Source organism: Nocardia iowensis (assembly GCF_019222765.1).
Lineage (GTDB): Bacteria > Actinomycetota > Actinomycetes > Mycobacteriales > Mycobacteriaceae > Nocardia > Nocardia iowensis.
In genome coordinates this window covers 5,273,715-5,296,181 of record NZ_CP078145.1, presented here as the reverse complement: position 1 = coordinate 5,296,181, position 22,467 = coordinate 5,273,715, and the positions used below count along the sequence as shown (strand labels likewise).

Genomic DNA, 22,467 nt, shown 5'->3' with positions numbered 1-22,467 from the left:
GCTCTCGGTGACAGGATCGCGCAAGATAATCCGCGCTAAACTGCAAACAACTTCATCAACCAGTGATAAGGCGAGACGCATCTTATGGGACTGGAGCAGCGGCGTGCGGTCGTCCGCAATCTGCGAGCACGGTTGCCCGAGGTTGTCGACACAATGATGGACGCCGTCGCGGAGACCGTGCCCGCCTACCGCGGCCTCGATGCCGACCAACGGCGCGAAGTACGCAATGTCACCGCGTGGGTTTTTGTCCGGCTGCTCGACGTCTGGAGTGAGGACAGCCCGCTGACAGACCGGGACCGCGACCGGCTGCGCGCGATCGGCGCCGCCGCCGCCGAGAACGGCCGCTCCAATACCGCCGTCCTGCGCTCCTACCGCGTCGCCGCGCTCACCGGCTCCGATCTGGTCTTGGACGATCGTGATGCCGCCCACCTCGACCGCGCCGACCTGCGTGCCCAAACCGCTGTCCTGCTCGCCGGTATCGACGAACTGTCCGAGGCCGTCCTGGCCGGGCACACCGCCGCCCTCGACCGGCTCACCAGCGACCACGACCGGGCACTGCGCAACCTGTTCGACGACCTGCTCACCGGCCGCCACAGCTCACCCACCGTCCTTGCCGGCCGATGCCGTGAACTCGGCGTTGCCTTACCACCAGAGCCGGTACTCCTGGTCACCGAACCAACCATCGGTGCGCCACCGGCTCAGCTCGGCGTCGTCGACCTCCTCCGCGACTTAGGGCTGCCCACCACACCTGTCGAACACCTCACCACTGTCCGTGAACATCGAGCGGTCCTGCTGCTTCCCACACACATTCGCCCCGCCCTCACCGCCGCCGCCCAAGCTCGCCGATGGCGGGGGTGCCTTATCAGTGAGCACGCCGACACCCACACCGCGCTCGCCTACCGTCTGGCGACCGATGCGCTGGATTCCGCGCCCGCGCACGCTTTCCACAGCCGGCCCCTGCTCGACGACGGCGACGCGCACACAGTGCAACTGCTCACCACCCACCCGGCCACCGACCCCGACACCGTCGCCCGAACCGTCCTGGGCCCCCTCGCCACCCCCAGCCAGCGCCATCTACTCGAAGGACTGGCCGCCTACCTGGCGGCCACCTCGGCCAACACCGCCGCCGAACACCTTCACCTGCACCCCCAAACGCTGCGCTACCGACTGCGCCGCGCCGTCGAACTCACCGGCCGCGATCCCCGCGACCCTTGGCAGCGCCTCACCCTCGACATCGCCTGCGCCATCACCGCCCCGTTGCGAGGCGACCCCCGCCCGGGCGGCGCGTGATCTCGTCGCCCGCAACGCATGCACTCGGAAGCGGCGTTCGCGCATCAGGCCAGCGTCGCCCCGATCCCCGCCTCCTCGGGTCGCACCCGCCCACACCGCCTCGTCCCCCATCACCGCGAACGCACAGTGATGCAAGTGCCCGTGGGATCCATCGAACCCGCAAGCCGTCCGGCGCAATTCCAGGAACACCCGCATAACCAGAACGCACGATAACGCCGCGTGGAGCATTTGCCGTATCGATCTACGAACGGCTGCTCGGCCCGGCTGGGCGGGTGGTCGGTGTATTGGCAACCGCCGACGGTAACGCGCAGTGTCCCGCGGTTCTGGTCGACATGAGCACGCCGTGTGGAACATATCCGTGTCAGCGTATCGCGGGGGAGGTGCATCGCAGTCGGATGTGTCGCAACACACAGATGAACCTCAATTTCGGTCTTTAGCTGGGTGAGCGCGGAGTTCGAGCTCGACTGAGAGGTCGCAAAGAAGCTTGATGAGACAACTTGCGATTTGGCATGACCGAAACGATAGCCGTACAGTATGAAACGGATTTGGTGCGGCTCGGTCAGGGCTGCGCTAGGTCGTGGAAAACATTGTTCCCCAACAAGATTCGAGGTTGAACCATCATGCGTATTCGTAACGCTCTCTGCGTCGCCTGCGTCGCCCTGCCCACCGTCGCAGGGGTGGCCCTCGCGGGTACCGGCGCCGCCAACGCCGCCGTTGTCGACGAGCCCCAAGCCATCGAGGCTCCGATCGAGGCGCCGGCCGCCGCTCCGGACGACCCCGTGCAGGCGGGCGCGCTCCAGGGCGCTGTCGACGGCGGACGGGTCGGCGCGGTGGCAGGCGGGATCACCGGCGGGGTCGTCGGTCTACCGCTCGGCGTGGCAGGCGCTGCGGTCGGCGGCGCGGGCGGCGCGCTGGCCGGCGGCGCCCTGGGCACGGTGGCCGGTGGCGCGCTGGGTGCCGGTGCGGGTGCCGCGGCCGGCGGGGCCGTCGCGAGCTTGGCCGTGGCGGAAGCGGCTATCAACGGTGGCGCGAGCCTGCCGGTGATGATCGGGTTGATTCCGCTGCTCACCGGTGGCGGTGCTGCGGTGGGCGGTGCCCTGGGTGGAACCACCGGCGCGCTGGTCGGGGCGGTCGGCGGCGGTCTCGGCGGGGCTGCGCTTGGCTTCGCCGCGGGCGAGGCGATTCCGGTGGCCCTCGGCGCCGGTGCAGGCGCTGCCGTCGGCGCCGGAATCGGTGCCGTGGCGGGGGCCATCGACGGAGCCAACCGGGCCGCCCACGATCCGAATGTCGACAACGCCCCGAACGTCGACGAGGCTCCGGTTGTCGACGATGCTGCCGCATTCGACAACGCCTCGAGCGTCGACTACGCCCCGCAGTTCTGAACTGCTCCGGCGGTAACCAGCCGCAGGCCCCGCCCCGCAGCAGCGGAGCGGGGTCTCGCAGCGCCCGGGACCGGCTAGGACAGAGACGGTCTCGCCAGCTGCGGCAATCTTGTCCGGAACGGAATGGCAGAGTATTGCTCGAGGAATAGCTCCGATATGGCCGAGAATTTGCTAGCGGCCGTGCTGGTAGTAACCATCGCGGTGACAGTGGCGCGGACGTCGGTGTGGCGGTCCGAGCCGAAGACCCGCCTGCTGACCGTCGTGCTGGCGTTGTTCGCGGTGTCGGGAACGGCGACGCACCCGTGGGTGCGTCACGCTGTGGATACGTACTTGGAACTGCCTGGATGGACCGGGATCATCGATGACGTCGTGCTGTTGACGGCTGTCTGCCTCATGTGCGCCTACCTCGCGCGCGCCTGGGGTTTCACAACCGTGGCGCGGACCGCGGTTTGTGCCGCGCCGATACTCGCCGCGTCGCTGGCCCTCGCCTACGCCGTTGCGGAACATTCCGGCCGGCATCGCCACTACATCGGAGAGTTGAGCCGTCCGGCGACCGTGTACGGACTGATCGTGTCGGTCGGGCTGCTGGTTGTGACGTTGGTGATGTTCGTGACCGTGCTCGTGGCACGACCGCCGAGCCTGACTCAACTGTGGTTCGGGATCGCTGCTGCGGCTGGCATCGTGCTCGCGGGCCTGCGCACCTGCGCCACCATCGACCCCGGCCGTTTCGCCGATCCGTTCTGGAGCTCGCGATGTTCCCTCTGGACCGTATTCCTTTTGTCGGTCTCCGCGGCCGGAGTAACCAACCTGCGCGGCAAACGGCGGTCGCGGGTTGCCGATGGGTCCGTACCGCCATCGCCCAGAACGCGAAAGCCGTGACCGCTACGGCCGCCACGCTGACTATCGCGGATCATCCGCGCCTGCGAAAACGCCGCGATTGCTGGCCGGGGTCAGCTATTCAATGCTGGTTGGGACCTGCGTTTACGGAGCAGGTTGTCGATCCCGGCGGCGGAGACCGCAAGCAAGACGACGGTGTCGAGGGGGAAGCGTAGGTCCCAGAAGGCGTCGGAGAACCGCCCGGGGTCGATGGTCGCGCTGATGCGCAGGATCGCGACGGCGAGGCCGGCCAGGGCGGCCAGACCGAACCACAGCTGAGTCCGGGTGGGGGGACGAGCGGCGAGGACAGTGGCGGCCATGACGAGATCGGCCAGTAGCAGGGCGCTCGACACGAGGAGACTGTGCACGGTCGCGGTGGGGCTGAGTTCCTCACCGATGTAATGGCGGTGCTCACCGGCGTGCTCGGCGAGCGCGTAGGTGATGATCAGCAACGCCGCGAGGACGGGTGCGGCGAGTGCAGCGACCATGGCGAGGCCGGGGTGTCCCCAGATCCGGGCCAGGTAGGCGCACAGCAGGCAGACCGCGGTGAGCAGCAGCACGTCGTAGCCCATACCGGACCAGCCGGGGTCGTCGAAGTGCGCGTCGAGCGCATCGCTGATCTGGTTCTGCGCGAAAGCCCCCGAGACGGCCAGGAGCGCGAGTATCGCGGTGAGCAGCCGGGTCTGCGGCGCCGTACGCCAGATCGAGAGCCGGGCGAGCGCCGTCAGGGCAGTCACCGCGATCGCGAGGCCGAACAGGGCGTCGCTCATTCCTCGCGTAATCCTTTGCTGAGTCGCTCGCGGCGGGATCGGGGGGCGGGTGCGGCGTCGGTGGTGAGGCGGCGACCGACTTCAGCGGAGAGTTCTTCCGCGGTGGCGTCCTGCAGTGCCTCGCGCACCGAGGCGCGCTGCACTTCGGCGCGGGTCAGGAAGCCGGCCGCGATCAAGCCCTCAACCGGACTCACACCATAGGTGCGGCTGAACGCGATGACGGTCTCGGCGACAGGTGTGTCGCTGAGGTGCCGCGACACACGCATCTGGTTGGTGCCCATGCGCGCGGCAATGGCACGGTCGCTGTCGCCGTGCGAAACGGCCTGTTTCCACTCTCGGAAGCCCACACCCCCGAGTGTGTCCCGTAACTGAGTCATCGTGCAAGCCACCCTAACCGCCGGAGTGATGGAGGCGACCCCGACTCGCCGTAACGAATCGGGGTCGGGAACGCGGGTTGTCGCGTCAGGGCGGGGTCGACGATCGCCGGGAGGTCGGCGAAATCGACGGCCGCCGGTGTATCGGTGACCTGCGGCTTGGAGTGCGGTCAGGGAACGACAGCGGCGCTTGCGGCTCCGGTCCCGGACATGGGAGTCCGCGCGCCAGATCCGCACAAACGCGAGCGGCTGCCGGACAAGCCGCGTCGCCACGGCGCGGGAGCCGTCGCGGGCGGTGGATCGCTGTACGCGGACGCTCTACGCAACCCAATTGCGGCCGATACCAACGCGCGCGGTGGTGGAAGATCGCTGTCGCCGTTCGTCATGTGGTCGTGCCATCGAGAATCAATCTCCATGCGCTCGTAGGCAACAGCGCCAGTGGCCCAGTTGTGGTGTGATATGTAACGCTGATGAAAGCTGTGGCGGACGCCATACTCTCTGCATATTCCCACGTAAAACCCATGTACAAGCCCCAAGCGAAGATCGCGTGACGGGAGAGTGCTTGTGGTTAGGGTTGCCCCAGTGAAACAGATATGTGACAGTGGGTTGCGGAATTGAACACGCCAACCCTTTGGACAGTACAGACAGGAGCTCTGCCATGAAGATCAGGACTTTGACAGCCACCGCACTACTCAGCGCCGGAGCGGTCGCGACGGTTACCGGCAGCGCGTACGCGCAGCCACTGTGGGTCGACCACAGTCAGGTGCAGCAGGCTGCTGACGTAATGCGAGGCGAAGACCGCGGCGTAGCCGTCAACGAAGATTTGTCCGATGCGGTGAGCGTTCGCGATGCGGCCAGTTTCGACCTTACCGATGGTGGCCAAGCTTTCGGCGCCACAACCGAGGACGGTACGGTCTTCGATGCCATGCCGCTGGGCGATCAGGCCGCTGGCCAGACCTTCGACCTGGCACCGCAGACCGAGCATGACGGCGCCGGTCTGAACCTCACCCCGGTCGGGTTGTCCGGCATCGACCAGGCGCAGCAGGTGGACCTGCTTCACTCCGTCGACTACCCCGCTGATATGGCCCGTCACCAGTACAACGCGGGCGTAGGCGCGCTCATCGGCGCGGGTGTCGGCGCGTTGATCGGGTTCCCGTTCGCCGTGGTGGGTGCGATTCCCGGCGCGATCGTCGGGGCACTGGCGGGCGCGGCGATCGGCTGGGTGCAGCCGTAACCCGCGTCGATTGAATCGAGGCAACCACCGATACGAGGAAGGTGGTCCCCGGGTTCACATTCTTGGCGCCGGAGGTCTGTTGAGTATCCAATCGGAGGCCTCCGGTGCCTCTGCGCTACCTGACAGTTGCACATCGAGTTGATCTTTTCTGCCGCCGTCGCTCTTGGCCAGTCCGACGAATTCGGCCAGGGCTCTGCGCGAACCCGGTGGGGCTAGCCGTCCGGACGGTCGCCGGCGGCGCGACCGAGGTGGCGCCGAATCAGGACACCCGGACACACGCGACCCCCTGAACCCACTGACAGCCCCGCGATCCCCATTCCTGGCGCGGGTCAAAAACGTGCGCCACGAATCCGTGCCGGCTCGCGGGTCCGGACCTGCTCGCCTGAGCTGACAGTTCGCTATCCGGACGGAGACCTCATGATCGATCCCCCCATGGGCAACGCCCGAGCTCCATTGCGGGCCTGGTTCGGCTTGGCTGTGCTGATGTTGCCGGTGCTTTTGGCGGCAATGGAGCTGTCGGTGCTGTACTTCGGAATGCCGAATATCGAAAGCGCCTTGCATCCTTCGGCAGCGGCGGAAATTTGGATCATCGACATCTACGGATTCTGTCTCGCCGCGCTGTTGGTCACGATGGGTAACCTCGGCGATCGTATCGGCCGTCGCGGGATCCTACTGGCCGGTGCGACAGTCTTCGGCCTGGCATCGGTCCTGGCGGCGAGCGCCCCCAATTCCGGCATATTGATCACGGCCCGGGCGTTCCTGGGAATCGGCAGTGCGATGCTGCTCCCGGCGAGCCTTGCCCTGATCTCGAACCTGTTCTCGGACAGTCGTTCCCGCAGCATCGCGGTAGGGATCTGGACGGCGTTTTTCGCCGGTGGCGCCGCCGCGGGCCCGGTGATCGGTGGCACACTGCTCTACGAATTCTGGTGGGGTTCTGTTTTCCTGATCAATGTGCCGGTGGTGCTGATTCTGCTGGTGGCTGCCCCGTTCCTATTGCCCGAGTACCGCGAGCCTTACCCCGGCCCCCTCGACATAGTCAGCGTCGGACTATTCGCGGCGGCTGTGCTTCCGCTGATATTCGCGCTCAAACGTACCGCCGCCGAGGGCCTCGATCCCACCACGGCTGGGGCCGCCCTTCTGGGACTGGGCATGCTGGGAGGGTTCATCCGACGCCAACGGCGGCTGCCGACACCACTATTGGACCTGTCACTGTTCCGGCGGCGGAAGTTCGCCATCGCGATCGCCGCCGCCTCCGTCGGCGCACTATCCTGGTCCGGCCTGAGCTATCTCACCTGCACCTACCGGCAATCAGTCCTCGGCTGCGACGTACTCGACGCGGCGCTACTCGGAATCCCCATGGCGGCAACGGTATTCGCCTCCGCGGTGGCGGGCGTCCGCATCGGCTCACGACTGGGCTCGACGTGCACGATCCTGCTCGCGCTCGGCGCCGCCGCGCTTGGGAATTTGGTACTCCTCGCAACCAGCGCCGATGCCGGGCTCACCTGGTTTGTGGCCGGTTCGACGATCGCCGGTTCAGGCTACGGCATCCTGTTTTCTTTCGTCTCCGAGGCAGCGGTCTCGGCGGTACCGATATACGAAGCCGGTGCCGCGGCCGGCATCTCGGAGACCAGCCTCGAATTGAGCAGCGGCATCGGCATATCCCTGCTCGGCTCGCTGGCGTCCGCACTGTTCCGCCGCGGCGGTGATTTCGCACCGACCCTCTCGGAAACACTCGAGCGCGCCGACGGCGACGCAACAATCATCCACTCGGCCCGCACCGCCTTCGTCTCCGGCATGCACATCGCCACGCTCGTGGGTGTCGGCGCCGTGGTAGCGACAGCTGTCGCCATCTGGGTGCTAACCAAGAAAGCAGGCCGATGACGGGCTGCTGTGGGTAGCGAGCCGTGCGCGAAGTCCGGCAAACCGCAGCAACAACGGCGATCTGTGTCTGCTGGGGGGAGCGCTCGAGGTCGGCACCGCACGCAAGGCGTTCCCACTGGCCATTGCCGGGGCGTATCAGGCCGGTGGTCGATATGCCTCGTAACCGGCGGCGTCATCAACATTCTCGCCACAGTGGCGTCGGTAGCACACCGGCACAGGTGGGCATGTCAACGTCGAAACCGTGAGATATCTTGCGCAGCAGCCGAACCCAGAGCCTGTCGACGGTTCCGATACCGCCGCAGACGACTACCAAGCGCCTACAGCATGGGATGTACCGCGGAAACTTGGTGTTGGCCAATAGTTCTGTACGGCCTCGTTTTCGCTGAATTTCCAGCCACCGCATCACTCGATCAAGGAGACCGCCGCAACTCGCGACGCGGCCTCGGCGATTGGTCCGGTGCTCGCAGGCGGCGGGCGCTTCAGGCGGCGGGCGCTTTGCGGGCGCGACGCGCCGTCCGGATGCCGTCCCGCCCGTGCGCTAGTGGTGCGCGTCGATGTATTCGACGACGTCACCCGCGCTGGTGAATCGTTCGGCATCCTGGTCGGGAATGTAGATGTCGAATTCGTCCTCTACGTCGCAGACGAAAGCTGCTACGTCGTACTCGTTCATGTCCCATTCTCGGAAGGAGCCGGTATCCGGGTCGTCGCCGACGAATTGAGCGAGGACTTCGAGGACGCGCACTCGAATCTGGTCGTAGCGAGGCAGCAGCGCCAGCTCGGGGCTGCATTGAATGCGTGGATCGTTGCAGGTCGACGGCTTCCGGGTCACGCCATCGGCGGCGTCGACCGTAGCGGACGTATGGGTGGTCCGCGGCTCCTCCAGGACGGCGGGACCGATGTCGAAAAAAGCGATCCCGGCGGCGGCGGGCACGGCGGCCGCGGCGGCGCTCAGGGCATGGCGAATACGCATGATGATCAACTCGATTCTTGTTGTCGATGTGTCGTTACCGGGCTGCGCCGCCGAAATGCGGGGCGTCGACAGATCAGGCTGTATCGCACTGACCCTCTGGCGGAATCTTCGCCAGGGACTCGATCCGGTCGCGATCAGTCGTGATACGGCTCCACGCTGAACGCGACCTCGCCGGACTCTGGGAAATGCGCCGGGCCGACCGCGATCGTGCCGACGAATCGACCGAAGCCTGGGTAGAAGATGTGCGAACGACCAGGAGTCATCCACATGCCCGGCCCAATGGCGGTTTGGGTAAACGCACCGGTCTCACCCGTGTCGATGTTGCGCCAGTTCAAGGTGACGTCGAGCGTGCAGGAGCCGACGCCGAGCATGGTCGTTTCCACGGTGAAGCCGGCGGCGTTGGGGTACGCCGGGCTGTGCACGGAGGAGTTGACCTGCGCGGCGCAGGGACCGTTGTTGAGCGAGTAGATGGTGGCGAAACTGCCGCCCGAGTCGGCGGTGGCCGGTGCGGCGCTCGCGAATACCGCTGCTGCGGCGATGGCAGGAACGGCGAGCATCGTTTTGCGCGGGTACATCACGAACCTCCTACGTCGGTGTGATGACGCGCACTGTCGAAATGCTATGCGCGTCGTCTCTGATTTCGTTTTTCCCTACGGTCGACGCCGTATGACAGAGGCTGTAACCGCTGCGGGGCCACACTCACGACCATGGCGACATGCCTGCCACTGGGAATGTGTCGCACCTCGTTCGGGGACTTTTCCCTGAATCGAATACGTGTCATATTCTATCGCCAATGGTTCAGAAAGATCAACGGCAGACGGGTTTCATGTGGCTGGGTGCGCGGTGGTAGCCCAAGCGGGAGATGGCAGATGAGCAGCTAAAAGCACGCTTTTGGTCAGACTGTGCGCTCTGCCACAGCTATGTCGCGCTAACCCACGTGTGTCACAAAGATGCATCAGCTGTTCGTTCTACCGTGGCCAAGACTGATGGCAGCCGATGCGAGTCGCGCCGCTGCGGTCACCTTGCCTGAAAGTTCCCCGCTGACCTCGACCTCTCTCCGCTCTGGACGCTCAGATGGGAAGACTTCGCTGCCGGACGAGGCTTGACTGAAGTGAATCGATATCGTTACAGTACGAATCATATTCGTTGTGCTGGCCCCGGCCAATGGTCACTCGCTCGTCGCGCGTGCGGCCCGCTCGAGGTCGCGCTGTGGCGGCACGGACAAACCGCCGAAGCGAAGAGACCCGTTCCGCCAAGGGTGCGCAGATGCGGGCCTCATTCAACCGCGCTCGCCGACCGCGTCCCTTATTCAGGAGGAACCGTGGATTCACTGCCGAAGCTAGCGCGCACTGGCATCACGGTAGCCGCCATCGCGCTGGCAAGTTCGGTTGTGATCGCGCCGCCGGTCGCAGCGGGGCAGGACCCGTGCACGGCCGCCTCCCTGCCGATCATCGCCGAGAAACGATCGAACGCGGCAAAGGACCCTGTTTGCCGTGACATGGAGCCGCCCCCGGTGATCACGGCTGTTGATCAGTTCGCGCGCCATCCACCGCTGCCCGATTGCCTCAAACATCGACCCCCGAACGACCCACTCGAGGATTTTGAAAACGAGCGGCCGGAACATATCGAAGAAGAGGAGGAGCGTGACGACAAATTCAACCAGACTCAGCCAACGCAGCCCCGTTCATCCGGGCCGGGACGGTAATCAGTGTCGAGCCGGTGTCGTAAACGTGCATAACTCTCGAGACGCGGCGATGGACACGATGTCTGGGCGAGCCGATGCAAGATGGAACGCCACGGTGTTGGCCGGCTGCCGGGGTGAGGCGGCAATGAAAAATGCGACGGGCCAACGTCTTCGACATCGTCACCCTCACCAAAAGGGTGCACCGAAGCCTATGCCGTCGACCCGTCTCGGTCCGCGAAAGGTGTTAAGGCGCAGCTGAATCGGGTTGGGGATGCCGTGCCGGTGGGTCAGCACGGTCATGGCCTTCCGAGCCTAAGTCGAACCGGCGGGGGAGGGCGCGGCCGACGTGGAGGAACCGGGCTTTGCCGTGGCCGTTCTTGCCGAGGAAGTTGTGCATGCGGTGGATGCCATTGACCGGCTGGGCGGTGAGCAGGGTGTCGCCCTGGTAGGGGAGGAGCTGGAAGCGTTGCGGTGGAACGGAGTTGGCGTATTCGCCGGCGGGAACCTGCTCGGCCCAGATTGTGCCGTTGTCGTCCTGGTCGATGGTGATCTCGGCGATCGAGTTGCGGTAGCTGCCGAGGTAGCGGCTCGCGTCGCCGGTGCCTGCGTCGCTGGTGCCGGGCGCGGGTAGGGCGGGCAGTTCGATATCGGCCAGTTCGCGCAGCGCACGGCCGAGCAGTTCGTGGTGCAGCGTTACGCCCTGACCGCCGTTGGTGAGCAGTGCGACCGCGATGTCCCGCTCGGGGAGCAGGCGCAGGAAGGCGGCTTGGCCGATGGAGTCGCCGTTGTGGCCATAGACGGTGTGCCCACCAACATCGAAGACTTCCCAGCCGAGTGCCCAAGCGCCGCCGTGTGCGGTCTGTGGGGGTATTCGCACCTGCTCGGTCCGCATGGCATGGATGGACTCGGTGCCCAGCACGCCGCCGTTGTCGCCGAGATGGCTGCGGGCGAAGGTGAGCAGGTCGTGTGCGCTCATCGTCAATGCGGAGCCCGCGGGCGCGAGGGAACGGGGGAGTGCCCAGATCTCGGTGGGCTGAGGTGGATCTTCGGGTCCGGGTTGGTGATGGCCGACCGCGGCCCGATGCAGGATGGCTTCCTCCGCGTCAGTAGCGGTGTGCGTGAGTTCCAGTGGCTGGATGAGGGTTTCGCGTAGGCACTGGAGGTACGGTTTACCGCGGAGCGTTTCAATGATCCGGCCGATTACGCAATATCCGGCGTTGTTGTAGGAGAACATCTCTCCCGGTTCGAAGAGCTGGGGTGCCGCGCCGAGCAAATCGACGTACCGGGCAATGCAGTCGTCACCGCAACCGGTGTCGGTGTACAGGTCACCCTCGAAACCTGCGGTGTGGCAGAGCAATTGGCGAGTCGTGAGGCGAGCTGCCGCGTCCTCATCGGCCAGCCGGAAGTCTGGCAGATAGGCGCGGACCGGCCGGTCGAGGTCGAGTTTCCCCGCCTCGACCAGCTGCATGGCCAAGGTGGCCGTCCAAATCTTGGAGATGGAACCGATCTGGAATAGAGAATCCGTGGTTACCGAAACACCTGTGCGGGTATTGAGCACGCCCGCAGCGCGTTCCAGATATTCCCCGTTCGCGTACAGGCCGATGACCGCGCCAGGCACTCGGTGCTCGGCGATCAGTGCGGGGAGCCGCTGGCCGAGCCAGTTCCCCAGTGTGTCGAGTGTTGTCATTTGTCGTCCTTGTCCATTGATTCGATCGCTGCGCAGGCGCCCGGTAAACTATTGCGGCGGAAGGTAACCCGCGCCGAACACCGCCTCGACGATCCGGTCGCAGGCCGGGTACCAATTCCAGTCGCCGTTGAAATGGATGCAGACGATGAGCCCGCCGTCGGGAGTGGCCAGGGTCAGGTTGGCGCTACCTCCCTCCACGCCGGCCACCACGTGCAGCTGGCGGCCGTCGGTCAGCGCCCACCGAGACACCCCGGTGCCGTACCGGGTGTTGGGGACCCAGTCTCTGGTGGGGACCGTGCTCCACATCTCGCGATGCTGCGCGGGTGGCAGGAGGGAGCCGGTGGTCAGCGCACCCGTGAGCCGGATCATGTCGCTGGTGGTCGAAACGACGCCACCGGCAGCCCACCCGAAGTACGTCCGGTCGGTGACGTCGACCGGCTCACTATCGGCGTCCTCCAGCAGCGATTCGTAATTTTCGGCCGTGAGCGTTTCCGGATCGACGCCGTCCCTGATGAACCGCCCTCTCGAATACGCCTTGGTGTGTGGGCCCCGGAACTGCCGCTCGGCCAAGCTCCGCACATAGGTTCCGGTCAGCCCGAGCGGCTGGATGACCGTCCGATCGACTTCGTCCGCATAGCTCCGTCCGGTCGCCTTCTCGATGATCGCTCCGGCGACGTGGAAGCCGCCATTGGAGTAGGCGAAGTCCGCACCCGGCGCGTACATCGGCGGAATGGACATCTGGAGCTTCAGCAGCTCCTCGACGGTCCAGACGTAGTACCGGTACTCGGCGAACCCGGACCGGGTGTGGTACCTGCGCACGATCTCGGGGCTCAGCCCGGTGATGCCAAGGCCGCTGGTATTGGTGAGCAGCTGTCTGATGGTGATCTTGCTGCCGTCATTACCGTTGCCGCTGACCACGCCGGGCAGCCAGGTGTCCACCGTGTCGTGGAGGCTCAGCGTGCCCTCGGCCTCCAGGGTCAGCATGGCAGCGGCGGTGAATGCCTTACCGCTACTGCCGGCGTGGAATTGCTCGCCGGGTTGGCGGGGACGGCCGGTCTCGAGATCGGCCAGCCCGGCTGCGCCGAACCAGGTGCCGTTCTCATCCCGGACCTCGGCGACGACGCCGGGAGCGTTGCCCTCGGTCACCGTTCGGTCCAGCACCTCCTGAACTCGCTGGTACCTGGTGTCCGCAAAATTGGTCATGGTGCACTCCTGATAGCTGGGGCGGGATTTGCGCCTCCCACCATGGAGTGCGGGTCTGATAACCGGGTGACAGCGCGGTGATAGACCCCGCCGGCCAACGGTGATTACCGTGACCTCATACGGTCAGCCGGTCGATGGCGTCCTGCCGGGGCAGCTGCGCGCCCTTGCGATATGCCGTGTTGTATTCGGCCCGGCCCAGCTGTTCGGCCAGCGCAGCGGCGAGCGCACGAAGTTCGGGATCGCCGTGGTCGAAGACGCCGCGGATCGCCTCGCTCATGCCGAGCGCGGTGGCGGCGCCGACTGGATCACCCTCGAGATGGAGCAACCCGGCCAGTTGCTGGGCCGTGACAGCCAAGTCGCGATGCACAGCCGATATTCGGACGATGTCGGAAAGGAGCTCGCGGGCCCGTTTCGCATCTCCGGCCGTCAGCAGGTTCGCCATCCGGGCGGGGAGCACAAAACCATTGAGCGCGTTGATAAGAGGAGGCAAGCTCGCCTGGACGACCCGCTCCATCCGATCGAGTTCGTGCTCGGCACGTCCCACTTCGCCGCCGCGGCGGTACAGCTCCACCAGAGCGGCCCTGACCTCGAGCTGCCGCTGCCGCCCATGCTCCCCGGCCGCCAGTTCGGCGATCTCGATCTCCCGCCGGGCACCGGCCGGATCGCCCGCCCGCATCCGTTCCACGGCGAGCCCGATCCGATGGGTGATCGCATGATGCGAGGTCAGCGCGATGCTGCGCTCGTAGGCGGCGATCGCTCCGGCGTGGTCGCCACGAAAGGAGCGAGTCTGCGCCACCAGGGTCAGCACTAGCGCTGTGTACAGCCGGTCACCGGTCTCTTCGAACAAGTGGAACGCTCGCTCGAGCGCCGCAGTAGCGGCTGTCCAGTCGCCGCGCTCGTGACCGATAAACGCCTCCACGAAGAACGTGCAAGCGGTGGCCCAGGAGTCGGAGCGGCCGCGCGCCCTGGCGATCTCGCGTTCGACCAACTCGTCCAGGCCTGCGACGTGCCCCATGATGAGCATCGTCATCAGCAGAGTCGGGTAGCGCGCCAGGGTGCCGGTGCGTGCGCACTCCTCGATCAGGGCCGCTACGCGATCGGGCGTGGCGGCCGGTGCGTTGTCGCCTACCGCGTGCAGGATGTTTACCGCGGCTCGGACATCGGGAGCGAGCTCGTCGCCGAATTCCAGCACTTTGGCCACGAAAGCCTCGCCCTGCGGTTCGTAGCGCACCATCGTCCAATACCAGTGCAGCGTAACGAGAATCCGGGCGGCGGACGTGACGTCGTGATTGTCGATGGCCGTGCGCAGCGCGTAGACGAGGTTGTCGTATTCGGTATCGAACAGCCGCAGTGAGGCCTCCTGCTCAGGCGAGCGCAGCAGCGGTTCGTATGCCTCGGCGAGGTCGGCGAAGTGACGCGTGAAGCGATCCCGCGTCGTCTCCAGTTCGCCAGCGACGTCAAGCTTTCCGGCAGCGTAGGCGCGGATGGTTTCCAGCATCCGGTAGCCGCCTAGGGTGCGCTCCACGATGGACTTGTCGACCAGCGAGTCGAGCACGTAGGCGATATCGCCGGGTGGTAGCGTCCGGTCGGCGCAGATCGCTTCGATGGCGGCGGCACCGCTGCCGGCGGGGAAGATCGAGATACGGCGGGCGAGGGATTTCTCCTTGTCGCTGAGCAGATCCCAGCTCCAGTCGATGACGGCGTGCAGAGTTTGCTGGCGGGGCTGGGCGGTCCGATTGCCTGAGGCCAGCAGGCGAAAACGGTCGTCCAGCCGCTGGGCGAGCTGGTCGGCGCTCATGGTGCGCAGCCGAGCGGCGGCCAGTTCCAGCGCGAGCGGGAGTCCGTCGAGGCGCCGCACAATGTCGATGACGGATTCGTCGTCGAGGGTGATGCCGGGGCGTGCGGCCAGCGCGCGGTCGGTGAAGAGCCGGATGGCGGACGGTTGCGGGAGCGGGCCGAGCCGGCAGATCGCCTCGCCGATGATGTCGAGGGGTTGTCTGCTGGTGGCCAGGATCGTCAGGCTGGGCAGGTGTTCCAGCAATCGGGCGCTGAATTCGGCTGCCGCCGTTACGAGATGCTCACAGTTATCCAGTACGAGTACGGCTTCGGCGCCGTCGAGCAGCTCGGCGACTTGATCCACCGGCTCCGGTGACCCGCCGAGCGGCCGCGTGCCCGGCGAGCTCAGCGCACTGAGCACGGCCTTGCCCACGACATCGGATCCGGCCAGGGATACGAACCAGATGCGGCCACGGCGGTGGAGGCGGTGGCGGGATGCGGCTTCCAGGGCGAGCCTGGTCTTGCCGACACCGCCGGGGCCAACGACGGTGACCAGGCGGGAGGTTTCCAGCAATCCGCTGAGCAATTCCAGTTCGTCGTCGCGGCCGATTAAGCCGGTCATCGGGGCTGGTAGCCGACCGGGGCCCATTTGCGCCGGCGCCCGCGGCACCGCTAGCTCACCGCGTAGCACCGCAAGGTGGGCGGTCTGCAGCTCTTCTGCGGGGTCGATGCCGAGCTGGTCGGCGAGCGCGCCGCGGATCTGCTCGAACACCGTCAGTGCAGCGGAGGGGCGACCCGCGGCGTGCAGGGCGCGCATGCGCAGGGCGGCGAGCCGTTCGCGCAGGGGGTGCTCGTTGGCGGCCGCTGCCAAGTCGGCGAGGATATCGGCGTGCCGGCCAAGGCGCAGTCCGGCGTCGAACCAGTCTTCGGTCGCCGCGATACGCAGTTCCTCCAGCCGCGTGGCGACCGAACCGGCGAACGGGGCGTCGAGCACATCCGCCAGCGCCGGACCCTGCCACAGTGCGAGCGCCTCGCCGAGGATTGCGGCAGCCAGTTCCGGGCGGTCGGCGGCGAGCTCCCGACGACCGCGGGCGGTGAGATCCTCGAATCGCTTGGCGTCCACATCCTCGGTCCGCACCTGCAATCGATAGCCGGTCGTCACGGACTCGATCGCCGCGCTGCCCAGCGCCTTGCGCAGCCGATAGACCAGAGCGTGGAGTGCCTTGGCTGCTCCCGCGGGCGGGTGCGCACCCCACAGGGCATCAATCAACGACTCCGCCTGCACGACCTGGCCCACCGAAAGGGCCAGCCGCGCAAGCAGTCCCCGGAGTCTGGCGCCGCCAATATCGATCGGGGTCCCGTCCTCGGCGTGCACCTGAATCGGCCCGAGCACCGCCACCCGCACGACCACACCTTCCCGAACTCGAATCACACCAGAGGATGCGGCTACCACGTTAGCCGCCACCCGGCCGGGCTTTCGCAAACTGCCGGACGGGGGCCGCACACCAGAGCGATCACGACTTCAGCGCATCGAACGGAGGCGGCAGCGCCGAGCTGGGATGATCTTGCCGGGGGCCGTCACGCCTGCCACGCGATGCCCCGCGTGGCAGGCGCGGATGCTGAGCCCGATTGGAGCTGCGTTTCCGCGGAGGCCGCGGACGACCACACAAACTGGCTCGCGACAATGGGGCGCTGGCTTGTGCGACGCATCGACGTCGCCGCAAACGAGCCCAACGACCGCAAGCAACCCACAGAGGTTCGGTCGGTCTATGCGCTCAGCGTGGTCCGCGCGGGTCGCGATTCTATTGGACCGTTTCGCGAATCAGGCTGCTCGGCACTCGCGTTGCGGAAGTTCCGTCGATAGGCGTGCGGCGTGGCTCCGACCACGCGTTTGAATCGTTCGCGTAAGGCGGTGGTTGAGCCGAAGCCGGCGCGGTCGGCGATGTGTTCGACGCTGTCGTCGGTGGTCTCGAGCAGATACTGGGCGCGGCGGACCCGCGCGTGCAGCAACCACTGCCGGGGTGTGGTGCCGGTCTGCTGGCGGAAGCGGCGGTTGAAGGTCCGTTCGCTGAGGCCGCTGCGGCGAGCCAGCTGTGCCAGTGTCAGGTCGCGGGTGAGATTGTCGACGATCCAGCGCAATACCGGTTCCAGCGTCGAGCCCAGCGGGCTCGGCGGATGCGGGTGCACGACAACCTGGGCTTGGGCGGCTTCGCGCTCGAGCGGTACGACGGCCAGCCGCGCTATGTCGGCGGCGACGGCGGAACCGAAATCGCCTCGAACCATGTGCAGGCACAGATCCAAACCGGCGCTGGCGCCCGCCGAAGTGAGGAACTGTCCGTTATCCACGTACAGCACATCGGGTTTCACTTCGATCGCCGGGAACATCTCCGCCAGCCGGTCGGCCGCGGCCCAATGTGTCGTCGCGGCCAGCCCGTCCAGCAACCCGGCGGCGGCGAGTGTGAACGCTCCGGTGCAGATGGAGGCGACGCGGACCTCGCGGGCGGCTGCCTCCCGCAGCGCTGCGCGCACCTGCTCGTGGAGCGGTCCTGCGATTTCGGAACAGCCCGGGACAATGATGGTGTCGGCCTGGTCGAAGACCTCGAGGCCGTGCGGCGCGATCAAGGTGAATGTGTCGGTGATCACGTGCTGTGTCGGCGCGCAGACCCGAACTTCGTAGGGCCGACTGCCATCGGCGAGCCGGACCTGCCCGAACGTCTCGATCGCGGTACCCAGATCGGCGGGAACCACGTGGTCGAGCGCCAGGATCGCAACCGTGTGCATTCCGCCACGATAGGCCGGAACCGCCTGTCCCAAAATGCGATTCGCAGCACGTCCCGATCGGCGCCGTTGGCGAGAAGCCATGCAAAATTGGCCAGTTTCTGTCTGGGACACGAGGTTTCACCGGCCTAGCGTTGGCTGCTAGATCACTACGAAGGAGCAGCGCATGTACGCACAGTTCGTCCTGTTCGATGGTTTCGACCCGCTGGATGTCATCGCCCCTTACGAGGTGCTGATTGCCGCGAGCATGGTCACCGGCGGCGCGATCACGCCGGAGTTCGTCACGGCCGAGGGCGCCCGGGAGGTGCCAAGCGGTATCGCGCAATTGTCGTTGCGTGCGGTCGGGCAACTGGACCCCGTTCGCGCGGACATCATTGTTCTGCCGGGAATGCCGGGTGGCCTGCCCGACGGAACCGAGGGCGGTGCAACCAATTCCGACGTCACCGAGGTTCTCGGTCGTGTCACGCCAGGTTTGGCGGCGCCACTCACGGAGGCACTCGGCCGGGACGACACGCTGGTCGCCACCGTCTGCGGCGGCTCGCTGATCCTGGCCAAGGCTGGCCTACTGCAAGGCCGCCCCGCCGCCACGCACCATGCCGCAATGGTCATGCTCGCCGCCTTCGGCGCCATAGCCGTACCCGCCCGCGTGGTCGACGACGGCGATCTGATCACCGGCGGCGGCGTCACCTCCGGCCTCGATGTGGCGCTCTATCTGGTCGAACGCGAAATCGGACCTCAGGTCGCGCATACCATCGAGCAACTATTCGCCTATGAGCGCCGGGGCGTGGTCTGGTCCCAGCGTGAGCGGGTTAGCGCATGACCTGGCACCGCATCCGATCCGCGATGTTCGGATCGGCACGCATCACCTCCGCCGATCCGATCGGCGGACACATATCAGGAGGAGTGCGATGAGGCTCGTCGTATTCGGCGCGAACGGCCGAACTGGAGCCCAGGTCGTCAAGCAGGCAATTGCTCAGGGGCACAACGTTGTTGCCGCGGTACGTCGCCCCGACGCGCTGGACTTCACCGCGCCGCGATTGGACGTCGCACGCGCAGATGCCCGAGACATCGACTCGACCACGCGGGCGATCGCCGAAAGCGATGCGGTCATATCGGTACTGGGAACCACCTACACCACGAAACCGATCACGCTGTTCTCCGAGGGGATCGGAAATATCACCAAAGCGATGACGACGCACGGCATCTCACGACTCGCGTGCGTGAGTTCGGTATGTGTCACGGGCGAACCCGCCCCCGGCGAGACGCTCCTGTTCCGCACGGTGCTGCTCCCACTTCTGCTGCGAGCGGGACGCACCGCCTATCACGATCTACGCCGCATGGAGGACATCGTCCGAGGCAGCGGCCTCGACTGGACGATCATCCGTGCCTCCGGTCTGTTCAACAGCACCCGCGTCACCGACTACACTGTGTCGCCCACGAGTATCCCGGGTCGCTACACCTCCCGCGCCGACTTGGCCGACGCCCTGCTGCGTACGATCACCACCGAGGAATACGCCGGAACAACGCTGGATGTGATCACCACCGAGGGAACGCCTAGCCTCCGCAACAAGTTACGTCGCAACACCTCGTCGAGACCCGCCACTCGCGGCTGACCTACAAGAGCCCGAGGCGCGTGATTACTGATTCGGTTTCTCCGAAATAGCTGTCGTCTTCGCCATGGGAAGGTCGGAAGGAGGAAGACCAACGGCCCGAGGTGGCCCTTTCAATCGCGCCGCGCGGATTGTGCGTTCTCGACCGCGTCCTTGTCGGCGTCGTCGAGCTTGCGGGTGTCGCGCGGTGCGGCGAAGGGCTCCACGTGCTCGGGAAGTCCCTGCGCGATGGCTTTTCCGTGGTCGAGTTCGGCGTTGATTTCGGCTCCCAGCAGGAGCGCGATGTTGGTCAGCCACAACCACACCAGGAAGATCACGACGCCGGCGAGCGAGCCGTAGGTCTTGTCGTAGGAGGAGAAGTTGGCGACGTAGACGGCGAACAACACCGAGATGATCAGCCAGATGAGGACCGCTATGACGCCGCCGGGGCTGATCCATTTGATTCCACCCTGTTTGGCGTTCGGGCTGGCCCAGAACAGGATGGCGAGCAGCACCGACACGAGGACGAACAGCACCGGCCACTTGACGACATTCCAGACCAATACCACGGTTCCCCCGACACCGAGGAACTCGCCGATCTGCTGGGCGACCGGTCCGCTCGCCACCACGATGACCGCGCTGATCACCAGCAGGATCACCGCGAGGACGGTGACACCGAGCCGGATCGGGGTGGTCTTCCAGATCGGGCGCCCTTCGCCGATGCCGTAGATAACGTTGGAGGCCCGCATGAACGCGGCCACATATCCCGATGCCGACCACAGCGCGATGGCCAGACCCAATATTGCGCCGAGCCCTGCACTGCTCTTGTTGGACTGAGCTTGGCTGATGAGCGTGTGCACGAACTCAGCACTCGAACCCGGCGCGATCTGCTGCGCCTGATTCGTCAGCTCATCAGCGGTGTTCTGCCCTAATAAACCGAGCAACGAAACCAGCACGATGAGCCCGGGAACAACCGACAGCACAGCGTAGTAGGTGAGCGCAGCGGCCAAATCGGTCAAGTTGTCGCGCTGGAACTGCTTGGCCGCGCGTTTGACCACCGCCAGCAGCGAGGGTTTCGATAATTCGGCCGGACTGCTCGGCTCGTTCGGATCCAGGTCCGGCCGGGCCCCGGTAGCGGTCACCCCCTCACCCATCCTGCCGTCATCATGGGCAGCCCCGGGTTCGTTGGTCTTGCCCCCGTACCGGTTTGGGCCGTCGCGATCTGTGGCCATTTCGGTTCGCCTCGCTCAGGTGCGTTTCTCGGTCACACGTGCAGTAGCAATTAGCCCCGCACTGATCACGTTGTGCCCGAAGCGATGGCACGCAAACATCTCCCTCGGCTCGAAAACCCCTGCCCGCGCGGCCCCGGTGCCCGGCAATACGAGGAGATCACCAGCTCCCTTATCCCAGCCCGTTTTTCGCCACTCTCAGCTTCGAACCGGCCCCCCGACCGCCGGTAACGGCTCACGAGCCGAATCTACGGGCGAGCCGGTGCGATACGCCATGACCGCATCAACCATCGGAATGACCGAAACGCTCGCGCCATCGCCGCGGTCGGCAGGCTGATTCGTGAACCTCAGGACGTCCATTGCGTGACCCGCATTCGTGAACGTTCGCATCTGCCTGCGGGTTCAGGCGGTCACCGTCGCCGCAGCAGAGCCCGAAGCGGGCGGACACCCTCGAGGTGCCCGCCCGTTCGACTGCCTAGCCGGACACCAACGCGACGATGTCCTCGATCCGCACGATCTCGCCGCGGGCTCCCCAATTGCCTTCCGGGATTTCGTTGATGTGCACCCATGCGGTGGCGGCGTCGGCGAAACGCGCCGGGTCCTCGTCCGCGTCCGCCAGAACCCGATTGACGCGGCGCACGATGTCGCGGCGCTTGTCGTCGTTCATAGAGCCCGCCGGAACCCCCACTCGCACCACGTATTTCGGACTATCTCCGGCGGAGAGCTGCCGGCCGCCCACGAACCAGGCGTCGATCTCGTTCACCACCAGCCACGAGATGGCCCGGGCCGCCTCGGTGTCGGGCGCGCCCTCGGCGAGCATCACCTCCGACACCAGCTGGCTGCCGATCTTTTCCCGGTGTTCCTGGTCGAGTGAGCCCTTGGGAACGAACAATTCCACGAACGGCATGAGTTAGTCCTTTCATTGAACTCTATGACTCAGCCACCGTATCCCGAGTAAGTTCAATGAATCAACCCTCTACACTGAGAGCATGCACAGGACCAGCTTCGCGGAGATGCACTGCTCGATCGGGCAGTCCCTGGAGCGGGTCGGGGAGTGGTGGTCGCCGCTGATCGTGCGCGACCTCTACCTCGGCCTGCACCGGTTCGACGACATCGCCGAGAACCTCGGCATCTCCCGCAACCTGCTCACTCGACGATTCGAAGCGCTGATCGCCGACGGCATCGTGGAGCGCCGGGCGTATCAGGAACGACCGCTGCGGCACGAATATCACCTCACCGCGGCCGGGCGTGAACTCGTCCCCGTGCTGATGGCGCTGATGGCCTGGGGTGACAAATGGGCCACGCCGCCGGGTGGCCCACCGGTGCGATTGGTGCACGACGAGTGCGGACACCAGTTCACGCCGCAGGTCTGCTGCTCAGAGTGCACGAAACCGGTAACCGCGACAAGTGTGACCGCCATGTCGGGCCCGGGCGCGGCATCGGGGCCGGGGACCAAAGTGCTCGCCCGCCGCAACGAACTGGCAGCGCATCAGCCTGATACCGAGCAGTGAACCAGTGCAACGCCATCGACCCGGCGGCGTAAGCCCCGAATATCCGGCGGTGTGTCAGGGGGACACGAAAGCGTCGCGCGCATGCCCGAAGAATGGGACGGCTTGCTGGCGGGACGGCTGCCCAAAACGCGCACCATGATGGCCGACCGTGGCCTCGGCGAGCATCGCCGGAAGTGTGGCGACGAGATTGCCGGGATCATCGAGAGATGCGTGGGAGGAGGCCACGGGAAACT

Annotated in this window: 20 protein-coding genes; 9 read left to right on the top strand and 11 right to left on the bottom strand. The window is 66.0% G+C overall.

The genetic code is table 11. The annotated features are described in order from the left end of the window. Positions 1 to 84 precede the first annotated feature (84 nt). From KV110_RS41850 to KV110_RS24265, 3 genes are all read left to right on the top strand, one after another. Positions 85 to 1,290: a PucR family transcriptional regulator gene (locus KV110_RS41850; protein ID WP_218469587.1), complete on the top strand. Its 1,206-nt coding sequence runs from the start codon at positions 85 to 87 to the stop codon at positions 1,288 to 1,290. Between the two features lie 620 nt (positions 1,291 to 1,910). Continuing rightward, positions 1,911 to 2,672: a hypothetical protein gene (locus KV110_RS24270; RefSeq protein WP_218469586.1), complete on the top strand. Its 762-nt coding sequence runs from the start codon at positions 1,911 to 1,913 to the stop codon at positions 2,670 to 2,672. A gap of 156 nt (positions 2,673 to 2,828) precedes the next feature. Then, positions 2,829 to 3,551: a hypothetical protein gene (locus KV110_RS24265; protein ID WP_218469585.1), complete on the top strand. Its 723-nt coding sequence runs from the start codon at positions 2,829 to 2,831 to the stop codon at positions 3,549 to 3,551. A gap of 71 nt (positions 3,552 to 3,622) precedes the next feature. On the opposite strand, the gene KV110_RS24260 is transcribed toward KV110_RS24265, so the two are convergent. After that, positions 3,623 to 4,318, bottom strand: a complete 696-nt coding sequence (locus tag KV110_RS24260) for a hypothetical protein (protein WP_218469584.1) — start codon at positions 4,316 to 4,318, stop codon at positions 3,623 to 3,625. Further along, on the bottom strand, positions 4,315 to 4,665 hold the full coding sequence (locus KV110_RS24255) for a hypothetical protein (protein ID WP_218469583.1): 351 nt from the start codon (positions 4,663 to 4,665) through the stop codon (positions 4,315 to 4,317). Before KV110_RS24255 ends, KV110_RS24260 begins: the two co-directional genes overlap by 4 nt. 685 nt (positions 4,666 to 5,350) lie before the next feature. Here KV110_RS24255 and KV110_RS24250 point away from each other — a divergent pair. After that, positions 5,351 to 5,926 carry a DUF8020 domain-containing protein gene (locus KV110_RS24250; RefSeq protein WP_218469582.1) on the top strand — a complete coding sequence of 192 codons (576 nt, stop codon included), beginning with the start codon at positions 5,351 to 5,353 and terminating at the stop codon, positions 5,924 to 5,926. Between the two features lie 417 nt (positions 5,927 to 6,343). Beyond that, entirely contained in the window at positions 6,344 to 7,807 is a 1,464-nt protein-coding gene (locus tag KV110_RS24245; RefSeq protein WP_218469581.1) for an MFS transporter, read from the top strand. 538 nt (positions 7,808 to 8,345) lie between these two features. Here KV110_RS24245 and KV110_RS24240 read toward each other — a convergent pair. After that, on the bottom strand, positions 8,346 to 8,777 hold the full coding sequence (locus KV110_RS24240; protein ID WP_218469580.1) for an acyl carrier protein: 432 nt from the start codon (positions 8,775 to 8,777) through the stop codon (positions 8,346 to 8,348). A gap of 134 nt (positions 8,778 to 8,911) precedes the next feature. Continuing rightward, entirely contained in the window at positions 8,912 to 9,352 is a 441-nt protein-coding gene (locus KV110_RS24235) for a hypothetical protein (RefSeq protein WP_218469579.1), read from the bottom strand. A 746-nt stretch (positions 9,353 to 10,098) separates the two neighbouring features. On the opposite strand from KV110_RS24235, the gene KV110_RS24230 reads away from it, so the two are divergent. Continuing rightward, entirely contained in the window at positions 10,099 to 10,482 is a 384-nt protein-coding gene (locus KV110_RS24230) for a hypothetical protein (protein ID WP_218469578.1), read from the top strand. A 223-nt stretch (positions 10,483 to 10,705) separates the two neighbouring features. Here KV110_RS24230 and KV110_RS24225 read toward each other — a convergent pair whose 3' ends face one another. The 4 genes from KV110_RS24225 to KV110_RS24210 form a co-directional block, all read right to left on the bottom strand. Next, the gene (locus KV110_RS24225) at positions 10,706 to 12,148 is read right to left on the bottom strand and encodes a serine hydrolase domain-containing protein (protein WP_218469577.1); all 1,443 of its coding nucleotides are present in this window, start codon (positions 12,146 to 12,148) and stop codon (positions 10,706 to 10,708) included. Between the two features lie 48 nt (positions 12,149 to 12,196). Further along, on the bottom strand, positions 12,197 to 13,351 hold the full coding sequence (locus KV110_RS24220; protein ID WP_218469576.1) for a serine hydrolase domain-containing protein: 1,155 nt from the start codon (positions 13,349 to 13,351) through the stop codon (positions 12,197 to 12,199). A gap of 115 nt (positions 13,352 to 13,466) precedes the next feature. After that, complete coding sequence (locus KV110_RS24215) at positions 13,467 to 16,532, bottom strand: AfsR/SARP family transcriptional regulator (RefSeq protein ID WP_218469575.1); 3,066 nt, start codon at positions 16,530 to 16,532, stop codon at positions 13,467 to 13,469. A gap of 362 nt (positions 16,533 to 16,894) precedes the next feature. After that, positions 16,895 to 17,908: a GlxA family transcriptional regulator gene (locus KV110_RS24210; RefSeq protein WP_218469574.1), complete on the bottom strand. Its 1,014-nt coding sequence runs from the start codon at positions 17,906 to 17,908 to the stop codon at positions 16,895 to 16,897. Between the two features lie 163 nt (positions 17,909 to 18,071). Here KV110_RS24210 and KV110_RS24205 point away from each other — a divergent pair, with 163 nt between their 5' ends. Further along, complete coding sequence (locus tag KV110_RS24205; RefSeq protein WP_218469573.1) at positions 18,072 to 18,725, top strand: DJ-1/PfpI family protein; 654 nt, start codon at positions 18,072 to 18,074, stop codon at positions 18,723 to 18,725. A gap of 88 nt (positions 18,726 to 18,813) precedes the next feature. Next, positions 18,814 to 19,518, top strand: coding sequence for an NAD(P)-dependent oxidoreductase (locus tag KV110_RS24200; RefSeq protein ID WP_218469572.1), 705 nt, complete (start codon positions 18,814 to 18,816; stop codon positions 19,516 to 19,518). A 110-nt stretch (positions 19,519 to 19,628) separates the two neighbouring features. Here the strand turns inward: KV110_RS24200 and KV110_RS24195 are convergent, their stop codons facing one another. Both KV110_RS24195 and KV110_RS24190 read right to left on the bottom strand, forming a co-directional pair. Next, positions 19,629 to 20,636, bottom strand: a complete 1,008-nt coding sequence (locus tag KV110_RS24195) for a YihY/virulence factor BrkB family protein (RefSeq protein WP_218469571.1) — start codon at positions 20,634 to 20,636, stop codon at positions 19,629 to 19,631. A gap of 562 nt (positions 20,637 to 21,198) precedes the next feature. Next, positions 21,199 to 21,630 (bottom strand): tautomerase family protein, encoded by a 432-nt coding sequence (locus KV110_RS24190; RefSeq protein ID WP_218469570.1) that lies wholly within the window; start codon positions 21,628 to 21,630, stop codon positions 21,199 to 21,201. An 82-nt stretch (positions 21,631 to 21,712) separates the two neighbouring features. Between KV110_RS24190 and KV110_RS24185 the strand changes: the two genes are divergently transcribed. Next, entirely contained in the window at positions 21,713 to 22,234 is a 522-nt protein-coding gene (locus tag KV110_RS24185; protein ID WP_218469569.1) for a winged helix-turn-helix transcriptional regulator, read from the top strand. A 54-nt stretch (positions 22,235 to 22,288) separates the two neighbouring features. On the opposite strand, the gene KV110_RS24180 is transcribed toward KV110_RS24185, so the two are convergent. After that, positions 22,289 to 22,459, bottom strand: coding sequence for a hypothetical protein (locus KV110_RS24180; RefSeq protein ID WP_218469568.1), 171 nt, complete (start codon positions 22,457 to 22,459; stop codon positions 22,289 to 22,291). Positions 22,460 to 22,467: the final 8 nt, after the last annotated feature.